This is a genomic window from Metabacillus flavus, from assembly GCF_018283675.1.
In the GTDB taxonomy this organism is placed as follows: Bacteria; Bacillota; Bacilli; order Bacillales; family Bacillaceae; genus Metabacillus_B; species Metabacillus_B flavus.
Map to the genome: position 1 here is coordinate 2,028,902 of NZ_JAGVRK010000001.1, position 19,101 is coordinate 2,048,002.

Genomic DNA, 19,101 nt, shown 5'->3' on the forward strand with positions numbered 1-19,101 from the left:
CCAATGAAGTTGTTCTATTTTTCTTTTTTGGTAATCGAACGAATGGCTTCTCTCGTATTATCAATATACTGAACTGTTTCACCGTATTGATTGGCTGCCATCCCTAAAAAGAGGACATCAATCAAATAGAGCTGAGAGAGCCGTGAAGAAGTCGCCGCACTTCTAAAAGGTGCTTCGTTCGAACTCGATGTATAAAGGCATACATCGCATAAAGCTGTCATCCTGGATTGGCCGAAGTGTGTAAGGCCAATCGTCCTCACCCCCTTTTCATTAGCAAGTTTTAAGATGCGGAGAATTTCAGATGTTTCTCCTGAATACGAAACCGCAAATACCACATCGTCTTGATCCGCATTAGCAATCAAAGTGGCAACTAAATGCAGATCCGCAAAGGCTGTGGCATTTTTATTGATTCTTAACAGCTTTTGCTGGGCATCTGTGGCCACTATCCCTGACGCCCCCACTCCATAAAAATGGACTGTTTTCGCTTCTGACAGCAGCTGAACCGCTTTTGCCAGCTGGTCATAATCCAGAATTTCAGACGTATCTGTAATCGCCTGAATGCTGTTGCTCGCCGTCTTCATGGCGATCGAGTAGAGCGGCTCCTCCGGTTCAATATCACGGTAGCCTTGCTCGGTAGGCCTCAGAAGATCTCCGGCAATTCGAAGCTTCAGGTCCTGAAAGCCTTTTAAACCGAGCGACTTGCAAAGTCTCACTACGGCAGCGCCGCTTGCGTTTGATGAAACACTGATTTGGCTTACGGTACTGTTTACGGCTTCATGAGGATGATCGAGAATATATTGGGCAATCTTCCTCTCTGATTCCGGAAGTCTTTCAATCGTTTGCTGAATAATCGATAAACCGCCTTTAGTCATTACTGAAGATCCTTTTCAGCATAGGCTGTAATCGCTTTTCTAGCGTTGCCGCCGGATCTGTCCAGCAAATCCTGTGCAGATTCAGCGTCTGAATTGGTTTTAATCATCACAATCGCTTTTTTGACTTGAAGATCAGCAAGTTCAAGCATTTCTTTTGCCGTTTCATAGGATACCGAGGTGACGGTTTCAATAATCGAAATCGCTCTCTCTTTTAGCTTGTGATTGCTCACATGCACATCGATCATCAGGTTTTCGTACACCTTGCCGATTCTGATCATAGAAGCGGTAGAGATCATATTCAGGATCATTTTGTGTGCAGTAGCCGCTTTTAGCCTTGTTGACCCAGTCAGAACTTCAGGACCGACGATCACTTCAATCCGATGCTCTGCATAATCGCTTATGGAAGCGCCTTCATTACAGGATAGCGCAACTGTATGAGCACCCGTTTCCCTGGCATATTCAAGCGCTCCGGCGACATAAGGCGTTCTGCCGCTTGCTGCGATGCCAATAACCGTATCCGCTGCAGTAAGATTAAGAGAGATCAGGTCCTTTCTTCCTTCTTCCGGAGAATCCTCTGCACCCTCCACTGCCTTAAGGAAAGCACCTTCTCCGCCTGCCATAACAGCTCTCACCTGCTCTGATGATGTTCGGAACGTTGGCGGACATTCAACCGCATCAAGGATTCCCAGCCTTCCGCTTGTGCCTGCTCCTGTATAAATCAGCCTCCCGCCCTTTAAAAAGGAATCCACTGCACATTCCACTGCCTTGCTGATCTCAGGTAATACGCTTTCGACGGCATCTGCAACCTTCTTATCTTCATCATTCATGATTTTTAATACCTCTGCTGTATCGGCTGTATCAATATTCATTGAATGTTCATTGCGCTTTTCAGTCGTTAGTTTTCTCAGTTGCTTCTCCATTGAACTTGTACCCTCCTGATTTGAACCATTAGTATTCTGAATATTCATTTCCTATCATGATTATACGCTTTTTTAAATATTTATTTCAATTATTTTTTTATAAAAGTGAAATTTTGTTTTAGTATTGATATATTAACTTTCAAAACATTGGACAATCGAATATTTTTAATCCCTCATCGAGGAAGCAAAAAAGACCGGCGAAAGGAGTTATATTTCCCTTTGCCAGCCCTTTAGCCAAATTTAAAATCCTTTTAACCCTTTCTTTACCGGTAACATCAGATGGCTCTTAGACAAATCCACTTCAATCCTCGTGCCTGCTCTTGGTCTGATTGTATAATTATAATCACTTGAAAGAAGGACAATGCCAAGCCTGTGCCCCTTTTCGAATACATAATCATCCGGCTGCATGCTCCAGCTGAATGAATAGGATTTTCCAGGAGTGAGTGATTGGGATCTTAAAGAGGATTGAACGTTCTGCGGATCCATCCACCCCCTTGTTACGATATTTGCCTGATTGTCAGGTCCATAGTCCACGAGCAGCGCAGTGAGATTCGCTGCAGGCTTACTTAGTGATGCTTGAACCGTAACCTTCGGTGTACCGCTGATCCGCAGCGGTTTATTGAGCTCCCCCGTCATAAAGGCAAGCCGGTTTTCATTTTTTTCAATTGGATTTTTGGCAAGTTCTTCGGCTTTTTTCATCGCATCATCCAAAATAGTTTGAACGGAGTCATTGTTTTTTGATGTCTGTAATCCAATCAATCCAGCACCTTCAGCTTGTTCTGAAAAATAGAGTTTCGTATCTGAGGTGTTTTTAGCAGGCCATTTGGATTCGGTATGCCAGCTCTTGTCCTCACGCTGAATATCAACCATTGGCTGTTTCATGACATCATTTTTCACATCATAAAGCCAATAATCAAACCATTTGTTAAGCGTTGTAAGCCACTCATCTCTTCTAAAGGAATAAGGACTTGCATGACCTCCCTGATGGAGCCATAGCTTTCTCGGAACATGATAAGTACCGAGTGCTTCCCACCATTGGGCAAACTGCTTCGTTTTCACGTTCCAGTCATTTAATCCATGCACGACCAGTACACTCGCTCTCACGTTGTGTGCTTTGCCTGCATAATCACGCGCTTTCCAAAACGCATTATAATCTCCTGTTTTCCGGTCCTGTCCTTCTGTAAGCTCTTCAATTACAGGACGGCAAACCTCTGGATTCTCTCTTGTCAAAATGGCCTCTGCCATATTGTCTGTATCTTCACCCTGATAGCCGCCTGGTGCGGTTACAGCTCCATTGCTGCGGTAATAATCATACCAGCTGGAAATCGCTGCAACAGGAACAATCGTTTTAAGTCCTTTATCACCGGTTGCAGCCACTGCATTTGGAAGGGTTCCATTGTAGGAAACCCCTGTCATTCCGACTTTACCCGTGGTCCAACCGGCATCAATTTTATTCCCTTTGGAGTCAAAAGCATCTGCGGTTCCATTCAGCCAGTCAATGACCGCCTTGGTGCCAAGAATCTCCCGGTAATCCCCAGTTGAAGGGCAGCCTGTAGACTGGCCTGTCCCAATGCTTTCCGCCAAGATGACCGCATATCCTCTTGGAACAAAATAATTGTCATAATAGCCCGGAAAATCAGCAGCTTTTGGTGCTTGCAAATTTGAAATCATGCCGCTTTTTTTCACGGCATTCAGCTCATGGTCCACGTCATAGACAGGTACATCGTTCAAGCCTGCCCGGTAAGGGCTTATCTCATAAATAACCGGTACCTTCAGTCCTTTTTCTGTTTCCTTAGGACGGATAATATCAGCATGGACTCTGTCCCTTTTTCCATCTTTGTCACTGTCAAGCGGAACCTCGACGAAAACAGTTTCCGGAATGGCTTCTTCCAGAGAATAAACCGGCTGAGTCATCCCATCCTTCACCAAAATATTTTGAATACCTTCGTTGCCAGGCGGGCTAGCACCCATTAGCATAGAAACAGATAATACAGAACAGCCAAGAATACTAATTTGTTTTTTCAACCCCTCATCTCTCCCTCCTATTTCTACCAGCGGCTATTATTCTACTAAACCGGCATTGAAAAATTTGTAGGATTTTGAAGATACAGGAGGAGTCAGAACTAAAGTCGCAGAGCATTTATTTAATTTCATTCTATTGGACTAAATCACAAAAAAAAACAGCTGCATATTTTGCAACTGTTTCTATCTGCAAACAAGAATCTCTCTGGAAAACCGGCTCTTCACCGCCAGACCGCGATCCTCAATCTCTAAACCTGCTTCTTTTAAATAATGATCAATCGGATCAATCGTAACAAACACACATTTATCTGCAATCCGCTTCGCATTCTTAATGATCGAAATCTGTTCTTCAACTGTAATGTGAGTATATAAATTATAAGGCAAGTCGATTATCGCAACATCATAGTAGCCTGCAGCCTCTTCAATCGGACCGATGTTTACATCTGCTTCAAATCCGAAGTGGGCAATATTTTCTCGGGCACCCGTAACAGCGAGGGGATTGATGTCCCTGCCGGTAATCTGCACTCCCATTGATAGAGCTTCCACCAGAACATTCCCGATTCCGCAGCATGGATCAATAACAGAGACACCTTCAGGATCAGGGACCGCAATATTTACAAGAGCTCTTGCAACTCTCGTACTTAAAGCGGTAGAGTATTGACGGGGCTTTTTTAAATGTTTCAGCCACATAGCTTCACTCCGCTCATACGTTCCAAAATACCACCGGTCTCCAATAGCAGCAAGTCCGTATGTATGATCGGGCTGGCGTACATCCGCCTCGGCATCAATACTGTGACCGAGATCATACTCAATATTTCTTCGTTTCTCGTATTCAATCGGCTTGCCGCCGGTGAGCAGGCTCTGCTTCACACATATAATCTTAAATGTGTCTTCACCAAGCTTGATGGACTGAATTTGTTCTTTTATTTCTTCGAGCGATTTCCCCTCGTATAAAACATCAATCTTTTCCCTGATAAAAGGACTTCTGCCTATCGAAATATTTCGATTGCTTTTGAATAAGTGTCCTGGAACTTCACCGCCGAAAAGCGATCTCAATTCCAGCATGCACAGCGATTCTTCTTCACGGCTGTATGTATAGGTGTAGACATAGCTTTCAGTTGTTTCCAATGCATCTCATCCTTTAATTGATAAAAGAGGGGTTGCCCCCTCTTTTAAGATGTTATCCTATTTGGCTTTCAAACGCAGATGTTACTTCTTCGAATTCCTCATCGTTTTCGATTTCAGACAGTTCCCCATCTTCTTCCACTCTTAAAAAGAACAATTCGATTTCCTCAGTCGTTTCTTTTTCAATTTCTTCGGAAAAACTGACTGCTGCGTATTGTTTGCCTTCAATTTCAGCTGTTGCAAGAACCTCAAGCTCCTGATCCTGCCCGTTTTCATCTTCCATCAGCAAAACATCTCCAACTTCAATCTTATCCATGGGTTTTCCTCCTCAATTGATTCGATCTTAATTAAAGAAAACCTTATCTACGTTGTATTTTGCCTTCTCTTTGTTGATGGCATACGTCTCATAGATTTCCCGCTCAACCGGATCCTCTACATAGCAAATGGCAATTTCAGCAATTTCATCGCGGTGATCTTTGACAGCTGAAACATTGTCTTCAAAATGTTTTTTGATGCGCAGTCTTAGCTTTCTTGCCTTTCCGACGAATAGCAATTCATCATTCAGGTTGTAAAACATAAAAACTCCGCCCTTGTCCCTTGGAATTTTCAAATAGTCGGTAAACCCGTATTTGCTGATAATGTCTATTTCTCCGGGCTGTCCTTTTTGATCATTTTTTCTTAACACCAAATCTGGTGATGGCATACTGATTTTTATCATCGTAACTCACTTCCTGCTTCTGTTGAATAGTTTGTTTCTTTAACTTTTGTATTATCTCATAACATCCGTTACTTATCCACTCCTTCCCCATCTAGCCGTAATGGAGCCGAATGGTCAGAATCTGCATGAAAAAAAGTCTGTCAAAACAGACTTTTTTTACTGTGGATAAAATTCTATAGAAAGCTGTGGCAGTTTTTTTATATTGGCTTTGTTAATGTTTTATCAAAAAGATGATTATAACACTTATTTATTTCATTAATTCCAATACGAAAACAGACATGTATAAAAATAGTAAGATGATAAATACTACTCTTGGTGCTTACAATTCGGAACGAACGAGGTAAGTTCTCTAAATGCTTATGATTATGCAGGATAAGGAGGATTTAAAATGAAAAAGAAGATAGTTATTGGTTTTTTTCTGATTTTCATGATGGCCCTTTCATTTTCACGTGGCATTTTAGCGGCAGAGATTACAGAAGGTAACAAGGATATTGTTGAAACAGCAGCAGAAGCAGGAGAATTTAAAATACTTGCTGCTGCACTTGAAAAAGCAGGATTAGCTGAAACACTAAAAGGTGCTGGCCCGTATACTGTATTCGCACCTACAGATCAGGCGTTTGAAAAACTGCTGCAGGATTTAGGCATTACAGCAGAAGAGTTATTGAACAGAAAAGACTTAAAGAACATTCTGCTTTACCATGTCGTTCCAGGAAAAGTATTGTCGAGTGATCTCAAAAATGGGATGAAGGTGAAAACCCTTGCTGGTAAAGAAGTAATGATTTCGCTTGATCCCGTGAAGGTGAATAATGCTACTGTGGTAAAACCGGATATAGAGGCTTCAAATGGGGTCATTCACGTAATCGATACTGTGTTATTGCCATAAGGACTCCCTCTGGTCCGGGAAATGACTAGGATGTGAGAGTGCATTTTACTAAAGGGCATTTTTTCTTAAAGAAAAAATGCTCTTTTTGTTATGCCTGTTATTTGCCTGTTCATTCCGCTTCTGCCGCTCGCAATAAGGCGCTTTCCGCAGAAGAGGCTCACCGCCCAGCCCGCGGAAAGGAGCTTTAACAACTGATTTTCTTGACAGCCCCTTTAGCGGATTCTGCTTCTATGGATAGAGACAGCGGTCAGCATAATAAAGGATATCCCTATAATAGACAGCACCCACATCCATGCAAGGCCCATATCCCCTGAATCAATCGCCATGTATATTGCAGTTGGCACGGTTTGTGTCTTTCCAGGTATATTTCCTGCAAACATTAACGTTGCCCCAAATTCGCCTAATGCTCTTGCGAAACTTAATAGTAAGCCTGTCACGATTGAACCGGCTGCCAAAGGAAGAGAAATATGCAAAAGCACCCTTCCTTGATTGGCACCATCCACTTTTGCCGCATCTTCAATATCCGGATCTATCGATTCCAGTCCTGTTTTAGCAGATTGATACATAAGCGGAAATGACACGACCGCGGAAGCAATCACTCCCGCCCACCATGTAAACATGATGGGCGACCCGAATAAGGAAATAATTCCTTGGCCGATCGGACTCCTGTTCCCAAAAATTACAATTAACAGAAAACCTACGACAGATGGCGGAAGCACCAGCGGAAGCAAAAGGATGGTTTCGATAAAAACTTTCCCTCTGAATGATTTCCTTCCCATAATTACGGCGGAAAAAATTCCTGTACACGCTACAATTATGGTTGAGATAACGGCTATTTCAATTGAAAGGACGATCGGTTCCCAAAATGAACTGCCCATTACTATTGGTCAGCCTTTGAAAATCCGTATTTTTCATAGGTTTTCATTGCTTCCTTGCTAATCAGATAGGTATAAAGCTTCTCCGCTTCCTTTGGATGAGGGGTCTTTTTAATAATTCCAAGCGGATAAATGATTGCGGAATGCGATCCCTCAGGCGGAATAGCCGCGATTTTAATCTGTTTTGAAGCAGAAGCATCGGTTTGATAAACGATCCCCGCCTCAGCATTTCCGGTTTCGACATAATTCAATACCTGTCTCACGTCTCTACCATAAACGATTTGCTTTGTCAGTTTATCCCAAAGACCTAGGGTTGTTAAAGTTTCCTTCGCATAATGTCCGGCAGGTACAGATTCTGGTGTTCCAATGGAGAAAGTCCCTTTTAAGCGATTAAGCTCTTCAAATGATTTGATTTTGGAATCCTTGCCTGTAATCAGGACAATTTCGTTTCCGATCAAATCCAAGGCGTGTTTCTCATCAATTTCCCCTTCCTCTTTCAGCAAATCGAACTTATCTTCAGCTGCAGAAAAGAACAAGTCGGCAGGGGCGCCCTGAGAGATCTGCTGCTGAAGGGTTCCGGATGCACCATAATTAAAAGAAAGCTCAATAGTTGGATGCTGCTTATTGAAATCCTTTTGGATCTCAGTCAAGACATCCTTTAAACTGGCTGCCGCAGAAACTGTCAATTCTGTTTTGTCTTTTTCGTTTGAAGAAGAGCATCCGCTTACTGCAAGCATTGCAACCATCGCTGCTATCAGGATGGATTTTCTCATATGTATTCACCCTTACCGTTCATCTAAAGTCAGCCTCCGCTAACAGGCGGAATAAAAGCGACTGTGTCCCCTGTTTTAACCATCTCTTCATCTGTAACGAAACTTTCATTAATTGCCGCCATGGCATGCTGGAAAGAGGAGCCTGGATACTCGGATTCCAGCAATTCCTTCAGGTCCCTTACTGTAACATTCGATTTCTCCACTTTAATTTGTTCCTTGCCAATGCTTTCTCTATTGGCTGCAAACAGTAAAACAGTAATCATTTATCCATTCCTCCCTTCAGCGGCTTTCCATCTGGATATGCCTGCGTTTCAAGCTGGTCTCCTACCCACATCGTTCCATCTTCCCAGAATTCTTTCTTCCAAATCGGCACAATCTGCTTAATCCGCTCAATGGCATATTCATTTGCCTCGTATGCCGCTTTTCTATGAGCTGAAGATACTGCAATCACCACCGCAATATCTGATATTTCAAGACGCCCGATCCGGTGAGTAATCGCCATTTTAGCATCCGGCCATTTTTGAATCACTTCCTCCCCAATTTGCGAGAGCATTTTGACAGCCATCGGTTCGTATGCCTGATACTCCAGATAGAGCGTTTTCTTCCCATTTGTTAGCTCTCGGACCGTCCCAATAAAGGTCGTGATTGCTCCCGCTTCTCTTCTCGTGACCATTTGAATCAATTTCTCTGTTCGGATCGGTTCGTCAGTTATACTAAATAATGTCTCTTTCATTTTGGTTTGTCACTTCTTTCATTAAGAAATCTAAATACAGATCCTCTTCTTCTATGTAAAAATGATTCATTCCCGGGAAATGGTTTTTGTGAACACAGCTGCTTGATATTACACAAACGATGGCTTGAAGCTCATGAACCAGCGGTAAATCCTCCTCTTTACTGATCAGCAAAACCTTTGGAAAGGGCTCTTTCTTATAGCCTTCAATGAATAATACATCCAGATCAAAATAAGAATAAAGCTCAATCAATCTATGAAGCTGATCATTTCCCAGTCTAGCTGAAAGCTGAACAGTTCCTTCACCCTCGGCACCTGATACAATGGCACCTGCTTTAAAATGATCGGTGCTGTCTTTTACTGGAAGATCAGGAGTGCCGCCGTGTCCATGATGCTTAAGCGAACCTGCTGCAAGCCCCTGTTCTGCTGCACGGGCTATCAGCTTTTTCATTAATGTCGTTTTCCCGCTGTTTTGATAGCCTGTTATCTGTAGGATGGCACAATGTTTTCCCATGGCCATTCACTCCCCGACACATCATTTAATAAAAGAGCATCCACGAGCATGCCCTTTTCATAGCCTCTCGTTCCCCCCGGAAGTAAAATAAACACATCTGCATCAGCTAGAGAGGAAACCGCGCTGGATTTGTTGAATCCGGATGGTGTGACAGAAATCCGTCCATCCTCTTCAAAGCCTATGCGCGCGCGTACAAAGCGCATAAATGGATTCGCTTTTTTGAAATCGGCTCCTAAAACCGCTTTTACTTTCTTTAGGTGGGGCAGCTCATTTCCCTGCTCTTTTCTTATGACTGGGCGGACAAAAAGCTCAAATCCCACATAGCATGCGGAAGGATTGCCCGAAAGACCAAAAAGGAGCTTACCATTGACCTCCGCTACTGTTGTTACACTGCCTGGCCTCATGGCGACTTTGTTAAAAAGAACAGAGGCGTTAAGTTTTTCATAGATGGCTGGAAGGTAATCATAATCCCCTACCGACACTCCGCCTGTAGTTATTAGTAAATCCACCTGCTTCATTGCTGTTTGGATCGTCCTATAACAGGAATTAAAATTATCTTCAAGCTTTCCAAAATAAAGAGCTTCTGCGCCAGCCCGTTCAATTTGTGAGAGAATCATATAAGCATTGCTGTTACGGATTTTTCCCGGTTCAAGGGCCTCCTCCACATCCAGCAGTTCACTTCCCGTAGCTAGAACGCCAATTACCGGCTTGACGGAAACAGGAACAGAATGGTAACCAAAGGTAGCAAGCAAGGCTGATATCCCGGCATTAACCGGAGTTCCTTTTTTGACCAGAACGGTTCCTTCCCGTGTATCCTCACCTTTAAAAGATACATTGTCGCCTTTATTATAGGCCCGGTTCAGTTCAATGAACTTCTTTCCCTCTATCGAATGTTCTTTGACTAATTCAAGCATCACGACGGCATCGAATCCTTCAGGTATAGCGGCCCCCGTCATGATTCTGACCGCTTCGAACGGCTCTGCCGGTTTTGCATGCAGAGAACCTGCACCAATCTCGCCGACAACCTTCAGCATCACGTTTTTTTTGCTGCCGGTATCCTCTGACCTGATTGCAAAACCATCGTAGGGGGACCGGTCAAAGGCCGGGATATCATGGTCTGCAATCAAATCCTCCGCCAGAAACCGGCCGTATGCCTGTTTGATTGGAACCCATTCAATCTTTCCGGTTCCCGCAAACTTCATTACTCTATTTACTGCATCCCCTACAGGAATCGGGGTTCGTTTTTCAATCATCACGGATCCTCCTAACCAAGGATTTGATAATACAATTTTTTCGCTTCCTGTATACTGTTTGTCCCATGTATGAAGACACGGCCATCCTGGAAAATGACAAACCTGTGCTTAGGAAGCTTGCAGGATAATAGAAACGGATTGCGTTCAATCTTTCCATAAACACTCAGCCGCTTTTCAAGCTCATCGAAGTTATGGTAAATGGCTTCTTGCGGACGGATCTGAACCGTATCCCTTCCGCAAAGCACTTCTGATTTCGTCTGATTTTCAAATTTTAAATGCGGGTATGCAGGATTGGAACCGCAGGTCGGGCAATTCTCTTTCTTTACTTTATCAAACTTAATGGAAAAATGCTGATTGTTCCATAAATCAAAGCTGATAAACGTCTCTCTCAGGTGATCCATATCCTCTACCAGGATCTTCATGGCTTCAGCTGTCTGATAGGCTGCCGTGATTTGCACTGCAGGGCTGATAATCCCGGCTGTGTCACACGTCGCTCCCGAAGGAGGCATCCGTTCTAACAAACACTTAAGACACGGGGTCTTTCCGGGAAGAATGGTGCAGGTCACGCCATAGCTCCCTACACAGGAACCATAAATCCATGGAATGCGGAACTTGTGGGATAAATCGTTTAACACGAAACGGATATCAAAGTTATCTGCCGCATCAATGATCAAATCAATATCATGAAGGAGCGGTTCCAAATTTCCGGGTGCAGCGTCTTCTACGTATGCGTCCACCTCAACATCAGCGTTGATCCGGAACAGTCTGTTTTTTGCCGCAAGGGCTTTCGGCATTTTTTCTCTTGCATCCTTCTCTTCATACAGCTGCTGGCGCTGAAGATTGCTCCATTCCACATAATCGCGATCCATAAGGGTAAGTTTCCCGATTCCAGCCCTGGCAAGCATTTCAGCCGCTGCACTTCCAAGGGCACCGGTTCCGACAATCAGCACATGCTTCCTGCTGATTTGATCCTGACCCTGTTTTCCTATAGGTGCGAACAAATGCTGTCTCGAATAGCGATCGTCCATTTCATGTGCCCCCCTTTAGCTTCTATGTATGGTTAAATTGAAAAGGAAGACCGACTAGTCTGATAGTCAGTCCTGATGGTTACCTCATGATGCTTTTCTGGATGAAATCGATGGATCCATTTTTTGCTTATAATAGGACGTAAAGTAAGCCATCCCTACAAATACAGCACCGCCTATTATATTCCCTATTAAAGTGGGAACAAAATTGCTAAAGTAATCCATCCAGGTAAAGTGCCCTGCGAATATAGCGGCCGGAATCAGGAACATATTCGCGACAACGTGCTGAAAGCCGATGGCGACAAATGCCATGATTGGAAACCAGATGCCTAAAATTTTTCCGCCCACGTCCTCTGCTCCAGTTGACAGCCAGATTGCAAGACACACAAGCCAATTGCAGCCTATTGCTGAAATAAGGGTCTGACCAAACGATTCATCAATTTTCGCACCTGCAATCGCTACCGTTTTATCCAAAAAAGGTCCAGTTTCGGTCAGACCGACAATGTGGCCGAAAAAGTAGGCAACGAATAAAGCGCCAAGAAAATTGGCGAGGATGATAAAGAGCCAATTCAAACCAAGATCTTTCAATGAAACCTTTTTCGCGTAATACGCCATGGATACAGACATGATGTTCCCTGTTATTAATTCTCCTCCGGCAAGTACGATCAGCATGAGACCTACCGGGAAAACAGCTCCACCCAATAAGGATGCAAAACTTCCCCACTCAGGCGGAAGATTTCCGATTACACGGATATCAAGCAGGAAACCAAATGAGATAAAAGCTCCCCCGAGAAATCCAAGAATCCATAATACCGGCATCGGCAGTTTGGTTTTACTTACCCCTGCTTCAATCGTTTTTTCTGCAATTTGCTGCGGCTTAAGATATGCCATTTTACTCTCTCTCCCATCCTGAAAATAAAAAGGCAGCACTCATACAGCCCGTTTCAAAGAAGGGGCTGAAAAATGCTGCCAAATCCTGCTGCAATTCCATACAGCAAAATCATTCATCATTTTTTACATAATAAAAGATATGCAGGTCTTGCATACCTTCCATTATTGCTCAAACAAACTTATCCTATCAAAAAAATGATGAGAAAGCTATACAGCATTATTCAGTCAGCCGCCAATATGGGACATTTCTACTTTTGATCCGGCTGTTTTTCCATCCCTGCGTTCATCCGAATACCGGTCTTTCCGGTGATTCCAAATGGAGGAAAGGATATCGAGAAGCTCCTGGTCACTTTTTTCTGACCTCAGCTGATTTCGCAGATCAAACCCGTCCGCCGCAAAAAGACATGTATAGAGTTTCCCTTCTGCAGAAACTCTAGCTCTCGAACAGGCAGAGCAGAACGAATCTGTAACCGACGAAATCACACCGATTTCCTGTCCATCGTCCAAGTACCGGAATCGAGTTGCGACTTCCCCTGTATAATTCGGTGAAAGCGGCTCAATCGGCATGACTTGTCCGATTGTGCTAAGGATTTCCTGTTTGGAGGAGACCTCGTCCATTCTCCAGCCGTTCGTATTTCCCACATCCATATATTCGATGAAACGGAGAATGTGCTGCTTTTCTTTAAAGTATCTTGCCATAGGAATGATGTCCTGGTCGTTCTTTCCTTTTTGTACGACCATGTTAATTTTCACTTGAAGCCCGGCATCTGCTGCAGCCTCAATGCCTTCTAATACCCTCTTCACACTGCTTCTATTCCCGTTTAAGCTGCTGAATCTCTCTTCATCAAGTGAATCAAGGCTTACAGTCACCCGATGCAAACCAGCTTGCTTTAATGCTGATGCCTGCTTTTTCAAAAGGGATCCATTCGTGGTGATCGCTATGTCCCTTATTCCGTCAATGACTGCAAGACGTTCGATCAGCGCTGTAAGATTTTTTCTTAAAAGCGGTTCACCGCCTGTAATTCTGACTTTCTCCACTCCAAGGGAAGCGAAAAGCTTAGTTAATCGCTCCATTTCGTCAAAGGATAGGATATGTTCTGAAGATAAAAACGGATAATCCGGACCGAAAATTTCTTCAGGCATGCAATACCTGCACCGAAAATTGCAGCGGTCCGTTACAGAAAGGCGCAAATCCCGGAGCGGACGCTGAAGTGTATCTGTTACACTGTTTCTCATAGCTGTTCCCTCTCCTTCAAAGTCATTGTTCATCCAGCTTGATCCGTTCAGGGTGCGTATATATATTCATTGACTCATTTCGGATAAAGCCCGCTGCCGTGATGCCAAGCTCCTCCGCAAGCTTTAACGCAAGCTCAGTCGGTGCTGATTTGGAGAGAACAATCTCACAGCCGATTTTTGCAACCTTCAGAAGAATTTCTGAAGAGATGCGGCCGCTGAATACAATGATCTTGTCTTCAATCGATATCTGGTTTTTCAGGCAATAGCCATATATTTTATCAAGAGCATTATGACGCCCAATATCCATTCTGCTTAAAATAATTCCATTTACATCACATAATGCAGCATTATGCACCCCGCCTGTATTTTGGAATGTTTGAGCAGATTGCTGCATGTCTTCCATCAGCCTGAAACAATCTGCTGCGGTTACTCTCACCCGGACCCCGTTCATTTTTTTGGCGGTAAGTGCGTCGTTGACAAAGACAAATCCCTGTCTGCTCATACCGCAGCAGGAAGTAATATAGCGCTTACTTTGGAAATTTTGATAGTAGGGATTTACATGATCCGTTTTCACATGAACATACCCTTCTTTTTCCTGCATCCAAATCTCTTTAATTTCATCATACTTTCGAATTACACCCTCAGATGCCAAAAATCCGGCCACCATGTCTTCCACATATTCCGGGGTGCAGACCATTGTCACAAGCTCTTTCCCATTCACTTTCACCGTTACCGGAAATTCGGTGACAACCGTATCCTCCAGACACTCTGATCTGCCTTTTGATACCCGTATTATCTCTCTTTTTATCTGGATTGGCTCCAATAGGAAACCCTCCTCTGTTTACATAATATTCTTATCAAAAACAAATACAGATACAGCCATATTTTCTTCCACTTTTATGTCGGAGAATAAATGCACAAGCTTGGCTCCCATTAGTTCTTCCATACCCTCAGGAGGACTTACTGAATAAACATCCTGAATCATTTTTGTTCTGGCCGCATGAATCATGTCCTTGCCTTCCTGTGATTTGGATAGAAACAGTTCGGTTGGCGTCAGATTGCCATAAAGGGTTGAAACCGCCATGTTTTCAACAAAAACAGTGTGAATCCGTTCTGGCCCCTTTCCGAATAATTCCTTTCGAAGCTTTCTGATCATATCGTTAAATTCATGAATGACATTTGGCATGAATCCATCTCCTCTATTTCTCTTGCAAACTTTATCAATTGGTCTATCATAAATCAAAGATTCAAAAAATAAAAGAGCCTTGCATAGGAAGCCCTAATTGTCCCAAGGTGTATTGTATCTTTTAAAAAATGGGTCTATAATAGCCATATTGATGGAGATGCAGTAGTGCGCTGCTGTGTTTTTATCGCCGATGATAACGAAATGGCTTGGACTGGTTCTTTAGCAAGATCTGCTAATAAATTATTCCACCATGTATTGTGTGCTGTCCAATAATTGGACTCATGCAATCATGGTGGTTTTTTTATGTCCAAATTCAGAAAGGGGCAAAAAAATGAGTGATTCGAAGATTAGCGTGAAAATTAATGGAAGCGAATACGAAGCCAATCAGGGGACTTCCATTCTTGAAATCTTAAACGAACAGCAGATTCAGCATCCGCAGATTTGCTATGTACCTGAAGTGGATCCGATCCAGACGTGTGATACATGCATCGTGGAAGTGGACGGCCAGCTTGTCCGTTCATGTTCAACCTGTGCGTCTGACGGTATGAATATTGTATTGGATTCAAGTGCAGCAAAGTCAGCACAAACAGAAGCTATGGACCGTATTCTTGAAAATCACTTGCTCTACTGCACCGTATGCGATAACAACAATGGAAATTGCAAGCTGCATAACACGGCTGATTTCATGGAAATCGAGCATCAAAAATATCCGTACACACCTAAAGTCGATCTGGATGATGTGGATATGTCCCATCCATTTTACCGCTACGATGCCAACCAATGCATTGCCTGCGGACAGTGTGTGGAAGTGTGTCAAAATCTGCAGGTAAATGAGACTCTCTCTATTGACTGGGAGGCGGACCGTCCCCGCGTCATTTGGGATAATGATACAACCATCAATGATTCATCCTGCGTCAGCTGCGGACAATGTGTAACAGTCTGTCCATGTAATGCTCTTATGGAAAAATCAATGCTTGGCGAAGCCGGTTTCATGACAGGACTTAAAACCGACATGCTTAGTCCGATGATTGATCTTGTAAAAGAGGTTGAGCCCGGATACAGCGGCATCTTCGCTATTTCGGAAGCAGAAGCAGCGATGAGAGACACTCGCACAAAGAAAACGAAAACGGTCTGCACCTTCTGCGGAGTCGGCTGTGCATTTGAAGTTTGGACGAAGGACCGCAAAATTCTCAAGGTGCAGCCAGTTGATGATGCACCGGTTAATGCCATTTCCACTTGTGTCAAAGGGAAATTCGGATGGGATTTCGTTAACTCCGAAGAGCGCATTACGAAACCGCTTATCCGTAAAAACGGCGCTTTCGTTGAAGCAAGCTGGAAAGAAGCACTGGATCTAGTTGCAAGCAGACTTGGAACGATTAAAGAAAAGCATGGGGAAGGCTCCGTCGGTCTGATTTCTTCTTCCAAAATTACGAATGAAGAAAACTACGTGATCCAGAAGCTTGCCCGTCAGGTTTTTGAAACGAACAACGTGGACAACTGCTCCCGCTACTGTCAATCCCCTGCCACAGACGGTTTATTCCGTACAGTAGGAATGGGAGGCGACGCAGGTACAATCAAGGATATTGCGAAAGCAGGCCTCGTCATCATAGTCGGCGCAAATCCGGCTGAGGGCCATCCGGTTCTGGCAACACGCGTTAAACGCGCCCACAAACTGCATGGACAGAAGCTGATTGTCTCCGATCTCAGGAAAAACGAAATGGCCGAACGGTCCGATTTGTTTATCAGTCCAAAACAAGGAACCGATCAAGTCTGGATTATGGCGGTTACGAAATACATGATGGATCAAGGCTGGCACGATCAGCGCTTTATTAATGAGAACGTGAACTTCTTTGACGAATACAATGAAGTTCTCGAAAAATATACACTTGAGTATGCTGAAAAGTGGACGGGCATTACAAAAGAACAAATGATTGAAATCGCTGAAATGATTCGCGATGCTGACGGCACATGTGTGCTCTGGGGAATGGGCGTTACTCAAAACACTGGAGGATCCCATACTTCCGCTGCCATTTCCAATCTATTGCTCGCTACAGGAAACTATCGCCGTCCCGGTGCCGGCGCTTACCCTCTTCGCGGACACAATAATGTTCAAGGCGCATGTGATATGGGTACCCTGCCAGGCTGGCTTCCTGGTTATCAGCATGTTACCGATGATGCAGCCCGCGCTAAATTTGAAGAAGCGTACGGTGTAAAAATCTGCAGTACGCCTGGATTGAATAACATTGAGATGCTTGGCTCAATCGGTGCTGGAAAAATGAAAGCTATGTACCTTGTCGGGGAAGACATGGCTTTAGTAGATGCCGATTCAAACCATGTTGATGAAATTCTTTCAAGCCTAGAATTTTTTGTTGTTCAGGACATCTTCCTTTCCAGAACGGCCCAATATGCAGATGTCGTTCTGCCGGCGGCTCCCTCTCTAGAGAAAGATGGAACGTTCACTAATACAGAACGCCGGGTTCAAAGATTGTATCAAGCCCTGCCAACACTTGGTGACTCCAAGCCGGATTGGTGGATTGTTCAGGAAATTGCCAACCGTTTAGGGGCAAATTGGAATTACACGCATCCAAGCGATATTTTTGCTGAAATGGCTTCCCTGTCTCCATTGTTCGGTGATGCAAGCTATGAAGTGCTTGAAGGCTGGAACAGCTTCCTGTGGGGCAGCTTTGATGGGAAAAGTACGCCGCTTCTCTATACGGACGGCTTCAACTTCCCGGACAAAAAAGCGCGGTTCGCCCTTTCTGACTGGGTGACACCTGCTGAGTTCCCTGATGAGTATGACCTGAATATCAATAACGGGCGGATGCTCGAGCATTTCCATGAAGGAAATATGACGAACAAATCCAAAGGAATTCAAGCCAAGGTTCCCCAGGTATTCGTAGAGGTCTCCCCTGCCCTCGCTAAAGAACGCGGAGTTGAGGATGGTTCAGTAGTTCGTCTCGTTTCTCCATTCGGAGCCGTAAAACTGAGTGTCCTGATCACGGATCGTGTAAAAGGAAAAGAAATTTATCTTCCGATGAATTCAGTTGATAAAGAGACAGCTGTCAACTTCTTGACCGGCCCTATATATGATACGGAAACCAATACGCCTGCCTATAAACAGACGAAAGTACGGATGGAAGTGCTGGGAGAAAAACGCGAGATGCCATTGCCAAGCACAAATCCAAGAAATAAAAAACGTTACCCTCAGAACGGCGTTGAAGCAGAACGCAAATGGGCTCGCCCAGGCTATGTTCATCTGACTACGGACAAATAAGGAGGAAATACCATTGGCAGCTCCTATTACAGAAATCAGAAAACCTCAATTAAGCGAGGAAGAAGTTAAACAGCAAAAGCTTAATGATTTAAAGACCCTGCTGGCTGAAAATGAAACAGCTTTGGCAAAAATGATGGAAATTGCGAGCGAGCTGAACAGCATCGGCATTCTTGACGCAGCTGACCATATGCTTCTTGCAAAAGATGAAATTGCTAAAATAGCTCTTGGACAGGTTTCCCGCAAACCGGTTACCAACCTTCTCAATACCTTGCTCGGTGCAACCGGAGCATTGATGAAAGCAGATCCCGGACAGACTTCCAAGCTATTAAACAGTGCTGTTGCCGGTATGGATGCAGGAAGCAAATACTTGAAATCTGAAAAAAAGGTAACCGTCATGGATTTATTAAAAACGCTGAACGATCCTGATATTAATAGAGCAATCGGTTTCGGCCTCCATTTCCTCCGCGGAATGGGAAAAGATCTGAAAGAGGATTAACCTGCTGACTGAAAAGACGCCGTGAGCTTCTTTTCAGTCTTTTTCAATGGCGGCGTGAGAGTCCAGAGTTTGTTTGACAAATGATCGACTGCCCGGTTTGTCTGAGAATTTTGCCTGACAAGTGATGGACTGCCCGGATTGTCTGACAATTTTGTCTGACAAGTGATGGATTTCTCCGTTTGTCTGACGATTTTGTCTGACAAATGACGGATTGCCCAACGAGAAGCAGGACAGGTGAGATTATTCAGGAGTGTTGCGCAGCGGATCCTCTACTTTGCCCTGCTCATGCAAGCATCCTTATACGAAAA

The 19,101-nt window shown here is 44.0% G+C and carries 20 protein-coding genes; 3 read left to right on the plus strand and 17 right to left on the minus strand.

Features of this window, described 5'->3' with window-relative positions; all coding sequences use genetic code 11:
- Positions 1–14: 14 nt before the first annotated feature.
- The 6 genes from J9317_RS10380 to J9317_RS10405 form a co-directional block, all read right to left on the minus strand.
- Positions 15–872, minus strand: coding sequence for a MurR/RpiR family transcriptional regulator (locus tag J9317_RS10380; RefSeq protein ID WP_211558355.1), 858 nt, complete (start codon positions 870–872; stop codon positions 15–17).
- Positions 872–1,792 carry an N-acetylmuramic acid 6-phosphate etherase gene (gene murQ / locus J9317_RS10385; RefSeq protein ID WP_211558356.1) on the minus strand — a complete coding sequence of 307 codons (921 nt, stop codon included), beginning with the start codon at positions 1,790–1,792 and terminating at the stop codon, positions 872–874. Before murQ ends, J9317_RS10380 begins: the two co-directional genes overlap by 1 nt.
- Before the next feature lie 240 nt (positions 1,793–2,032).
- Positions 2,033–3,769 carry a Xaa-Pro dipeptidyl-peptidase gene (locus J9317_RS10390; RefSeq protein ID WP_211562282.1) on the minus strand — a complete coding sequence of 579 codons (1,737 nt, stop codon included), beginning with the start codon at positions 3,767–3,769 and terminating at the stop codon, positions 2,033–2,035.
- Positions 3,770–3,997: 228 nt separating this feature from the next.
- Positions 3,998–4,942 (minus strand): TRM11 family SAM-dependent methyltransferase, encoded by a 945-nt coding sequence (locus J9317_RS10395; RefSeq protein ID WP_249292121.1) that lies wholly within the window; start codon positions 4,940–4,942, stop codon positions 3,998–4,000.
- A gap of 52 nt (positions 4,943–4,994) precedes the next feature.
- Complete coding sequence (locus J9317_RS10400) at positions 4,995–5,255, minus strand: DUF1292 domain-containing protein (RefSeq protein WP_211558357.1); 261 nt, start codon at positions 5,253–5,255, stop codon at positions 4,995–4,997.
- Positions 5,256–5,282: 27 nt separating this feature from the next.
- The gene (locus J9317_RS10405) at positions 5,283–5,657 is read right to left on the minus strand and encodes a nucleotide excision repair endonuclease (RefSeq protein WP_211558358.1); all 375 of its coding nucleotides are present in this window, start codon (positions 5,655–5,657) and stop codon (positions 5,283–5,285) included.
- Positions 5,658–6,045: 388 nt separating this feature from the next.
- Between J9317_RS10405 and J9317_RS10410 the strand changes: the two genes are divergently transcribed.
- Complete coding sequence (locus J9317_RS10410) at positions 6,046–6,540, plus strand: fasciclin domain-containing protein (protein ID WP_211558359.1); 495 nt, start codon at positions 6,046–6,048, stop codon at positions 6,538–6,540.
- A gap of 212 nt (positions 6,541–6,752) precedes the next feature.
- On the opposite strand, the gene modB is transcribed toward J9317_RS10410, so the two are convergent.
- From modB to J9317_RS10465, 11 genes are all read right to left on the minus strand, one after another.
- The gene (modB, locus tag J9317_RS10415; RefSeq protein ID WP_211558360.1) at positions 6,753–7,418 is read right to left on the minus strand and encodes a molybdate ABC transporter permease subunit; all 666 of its coding nucleotides are present in this window, start codon (positions 7,416–7,418) and stop codon (positions 6,753–6,755) included.
- Between the two features lie 2 nt (positions 7,419–7,420).
- On the minus strand, positions 7,421–8,194 hold the full coding sequence (gene modA, locus J9317_RS10420; RefSeq protein ID WP_347880554.1) for a molybdate ABC transporter substrate-binding protein: 774 nt from the start codon (positions 8,192–8,194) through the stop codon (positions 7,421–7,423).
- A gap of 23 nt (positions 8,195–8,217) precedes the next feature.
- Positions 8,218–8,451, minus strand: a complete 234-nt coding sequence (gene moaD / locus J9317_RS10425; protein ID WP_211558364.1) for a molybdopterin converting factor subunit 1 — start codon at positions 8,449–8,451, stop codon at positions 8,218–8,220.
- Positions 8,448–8,921 carry a molybdenum cofactor biosynthesis protein MoaE gene (locus J9317_RS10430; RefSeq protein ID WP_211558366.1) on the minus strand — a complete coding sequence of 158 codons (474 nt, stop codon included), beginning with the start codon at positions 8,919–8,921 and terminating at the stop codon, positions 8,448–8,450. The genes moaD and J9317_RS10430 overlap by 4 nt, the downstream gene beginning before the upstream one ends.
- The gene (mobB, locus tag J9317_RS10435; RefSeq protein WP_249292123.1) at positions 8,902–9,432 is read right to left on the minus strand and encodes a molybdopterin-guanine dinucleotide biosynthesis protein B; all 531 of its coding nucleotides are present in this window, start codon (positions 9,430–9,432) and stop codon (positions 8,902–8,904) included. The genes J9317_RS10430 and mobB overlap by 20 nt, the downstream gene beginning before the upstream one ends.
- Entirely contained in the window at positions 9,402–10,682 is a 1,281-nt protein-coding gene (locus tag J9317_RS10440) for a molybdopterin molybdotransferase MoeA (RefSeq protein WP_347880555.1), read from the minus strand. Before J9317_RS10440 ends, mobB begins: the two co-directional genes overlap by 31 nt.
- 14 nt (positions 10,683–10,696) lie before the next feature.
- Positions 10,697–11,713 (minus strand): MoeB/ThiF family adenylyltransferase, encoded by a 1,017-nt coding sequence (locus J9317_RS10445; protein ID WP_211558373.1) that lies wholly within the window; start codon positions 11,711–11,713, stop codon positions 10,697–10,699.
- A gap of 84 nt (positions 11,714–11,797) precedes the next feature.
- Positions 11,798–12,601 (minus strand): formate/nitrite transporter family protein, encoded by an 804-nt coding sequence (locus J9317_RS10450; RefSeq protein WP_211558374.1) that lies wholly within the window; start codon positions 12,599–12,601, stop codon positions 11,798–11,800.
- A gap of 225 nt (positions 12,602–12,826) precedes the next feature.
- Entirely contained in the window at positions 12,827–13,837 is a 1,011-nt protein-coding gene (gene moaA, locus J9317_RS10455) for a GTP 3',8-cyclase MoaA (protein ID WP_249292124.1), read from the minus strand.
- Between the two features lie 22 nt (positions 13,838–13,859).
- Positions 13,860–14,660 carry a formate dehydrogenase accessory sulfurtransferase FdhD gene (fdhD, locus tag J9317_RS10460; protein ID WP_211558376.1) on the minus strand — a complete coding sequence of 267 codons (801 nt, stop codon included), beginning with the start codon at positions 14,658–14,660 and terminating at the stop codon, positions 13,860–13,862.
- Between the two features lie 18 nt (positions 14,661–14,678).
- A complete protein-coding gene (locus J9317_RS10465; protein ID WP_211558377.1) occupies positions 14,679–15,023 on the minus strand; it encodes a Na-translocating system protein MpsC family protein in 345 nt (114 codons plus the stop codon).
- Positions 15,024–15,354: 331 nt separating this feature from the next.
- On the opposite strand from J9317_RS10465, the gene fdhF reads away from it, so the two are divergent.
- Together fdhF and J9317_RS10475 are read left to right on the plus strand one after the other, a co-directional pair.
- Positions 15,355–18,297, plus strand: a complete 2,943-nt coding sequence (fdhF, locus tag J9317_RS10470; protein WP_211558378.1) for a formate dehydrogenase subunit alpha — start codon at positions 15,355–15,357, stop codon at positions 18,295–18,297.
- Between the two features lie 13 nt (positions 18,298–18,310).
- Positions 18,311–18,793, plus strand: a complete 483-nt coding sequence (locus tag J9317_RS10475) for a helical membrane plugin domain-containing protein (protein WP_211558379.1) — start codon at positions 18,311–18,313, stop codon at positions 18,791–18,793.
- Positions 18,794–19,101 lie beyond the last annotated feature (308 nt).

Excerpts from the sequence above, each read along its gene's own strand:
- J9317_RS10380 (WP_211558355.1), bottom strand. The coding sequence starts at position 872 with ATGACTAAAGGCGGTTTATCGATTATTCAGCAAACGATTGAAAGACTT.
- murQ (WP_211558356.1), bottom strand. The coding sequence starts at position 1,792 with ATGGAGAAGCAACTGAGAAAACTAACGACTGAAAAGCGCAATGAACAT.
- J9317_RS10390 (WP_211562282.1), bottom strand. The coding sequence starts at position 3,769 with ATGCTAATGGGTGCTAGCCCGCCTGGCAACGAAGGTATTCAAAATATT.
- J9317_RS10400 (WP_211558357.1), bottom strand. The coding sequence starts at position 5,255 with ATGGATAAGATTGAAGTTGGAGATGTTTTGCTGATGGAAGATGAAAAC.
- J9317_RS10405 (WP_211558358.1), bottom strand. The coding sequence starts at position 5,657 with ATGATAAAAATCAGTATGCCATCACCAGATTTGGTGTTAAGAAAAAAT.
- J9317_RS10410 (WP_211558359.1), top strand. The coding sequence starts at position 6,046 with ATGAAAAAGAAGATAGTTATTGGTTTTTTTCTGATTTTCATGATGGCC.
- modB (WP_211558360.1), bottom strand. The coding sequence starts at position 7,418 with ATGGGCAGTTCATTTTGGGAACCGATCGTCCTTTCAATTGAAATAGCC.
- moaD (WP_211558364.1), bottom strand. The coding sequence starts at position 8,451 with ATGATTACTGTTTTACTGTTTGCAGCCAATAGAGAAAGCATTGGCAAG.
- J9317_RS10430 (WP_211558366.1), bottom strand. The coding sequence starts at position 8,921 with ATGAAAGAGACATTATTTAGTATAACTGACGAACCGATCCGAACAGAG.
- mobB (WP_249292123.1), bottom strand. The coding sequence starts at position 9,432 with ATGGGAAAACATTGTGCCATCCTACAGATAACAGGCTATCAAAACAGC.
- J9317_RS10445 (WP_211558373.1), bottom strand. The coding sequence starts at position 11,713 with ATGGACGATCGCTATTCGAGACAGCATTTGTTCGCACCTATAGGAAAA.
- J9317_RS10450 (WP_211558374.1), bottom strand. The coding sequence starts at position 12,601 with ATGGCATATCTTAAGCCGCAGCAAATTGCAGAAAAAACGATTGAAGCA.
- moaA (WP_249292124.1), bottom strand. The coding sequence starts at position 13,837 with ATGAGAAACAGTGTAACAGATACACTTCAGCGTCCGCTCCGGGATTTG.
- J9317_RS10465 (WP_211558377.1), bottom strand. The coding sequence starts at position 15,023 with ATGCCAAATGTCATTCATGAATTTAACGATATGATCAGAAAGCTTCGA.
- fdhF (WP_211558378.1), top strand. The coding sequence starts at position 15,355 with ATGAGTGATTCGAAGATTAGCGTGAAAATTAATGGAAGCGAATACGAA.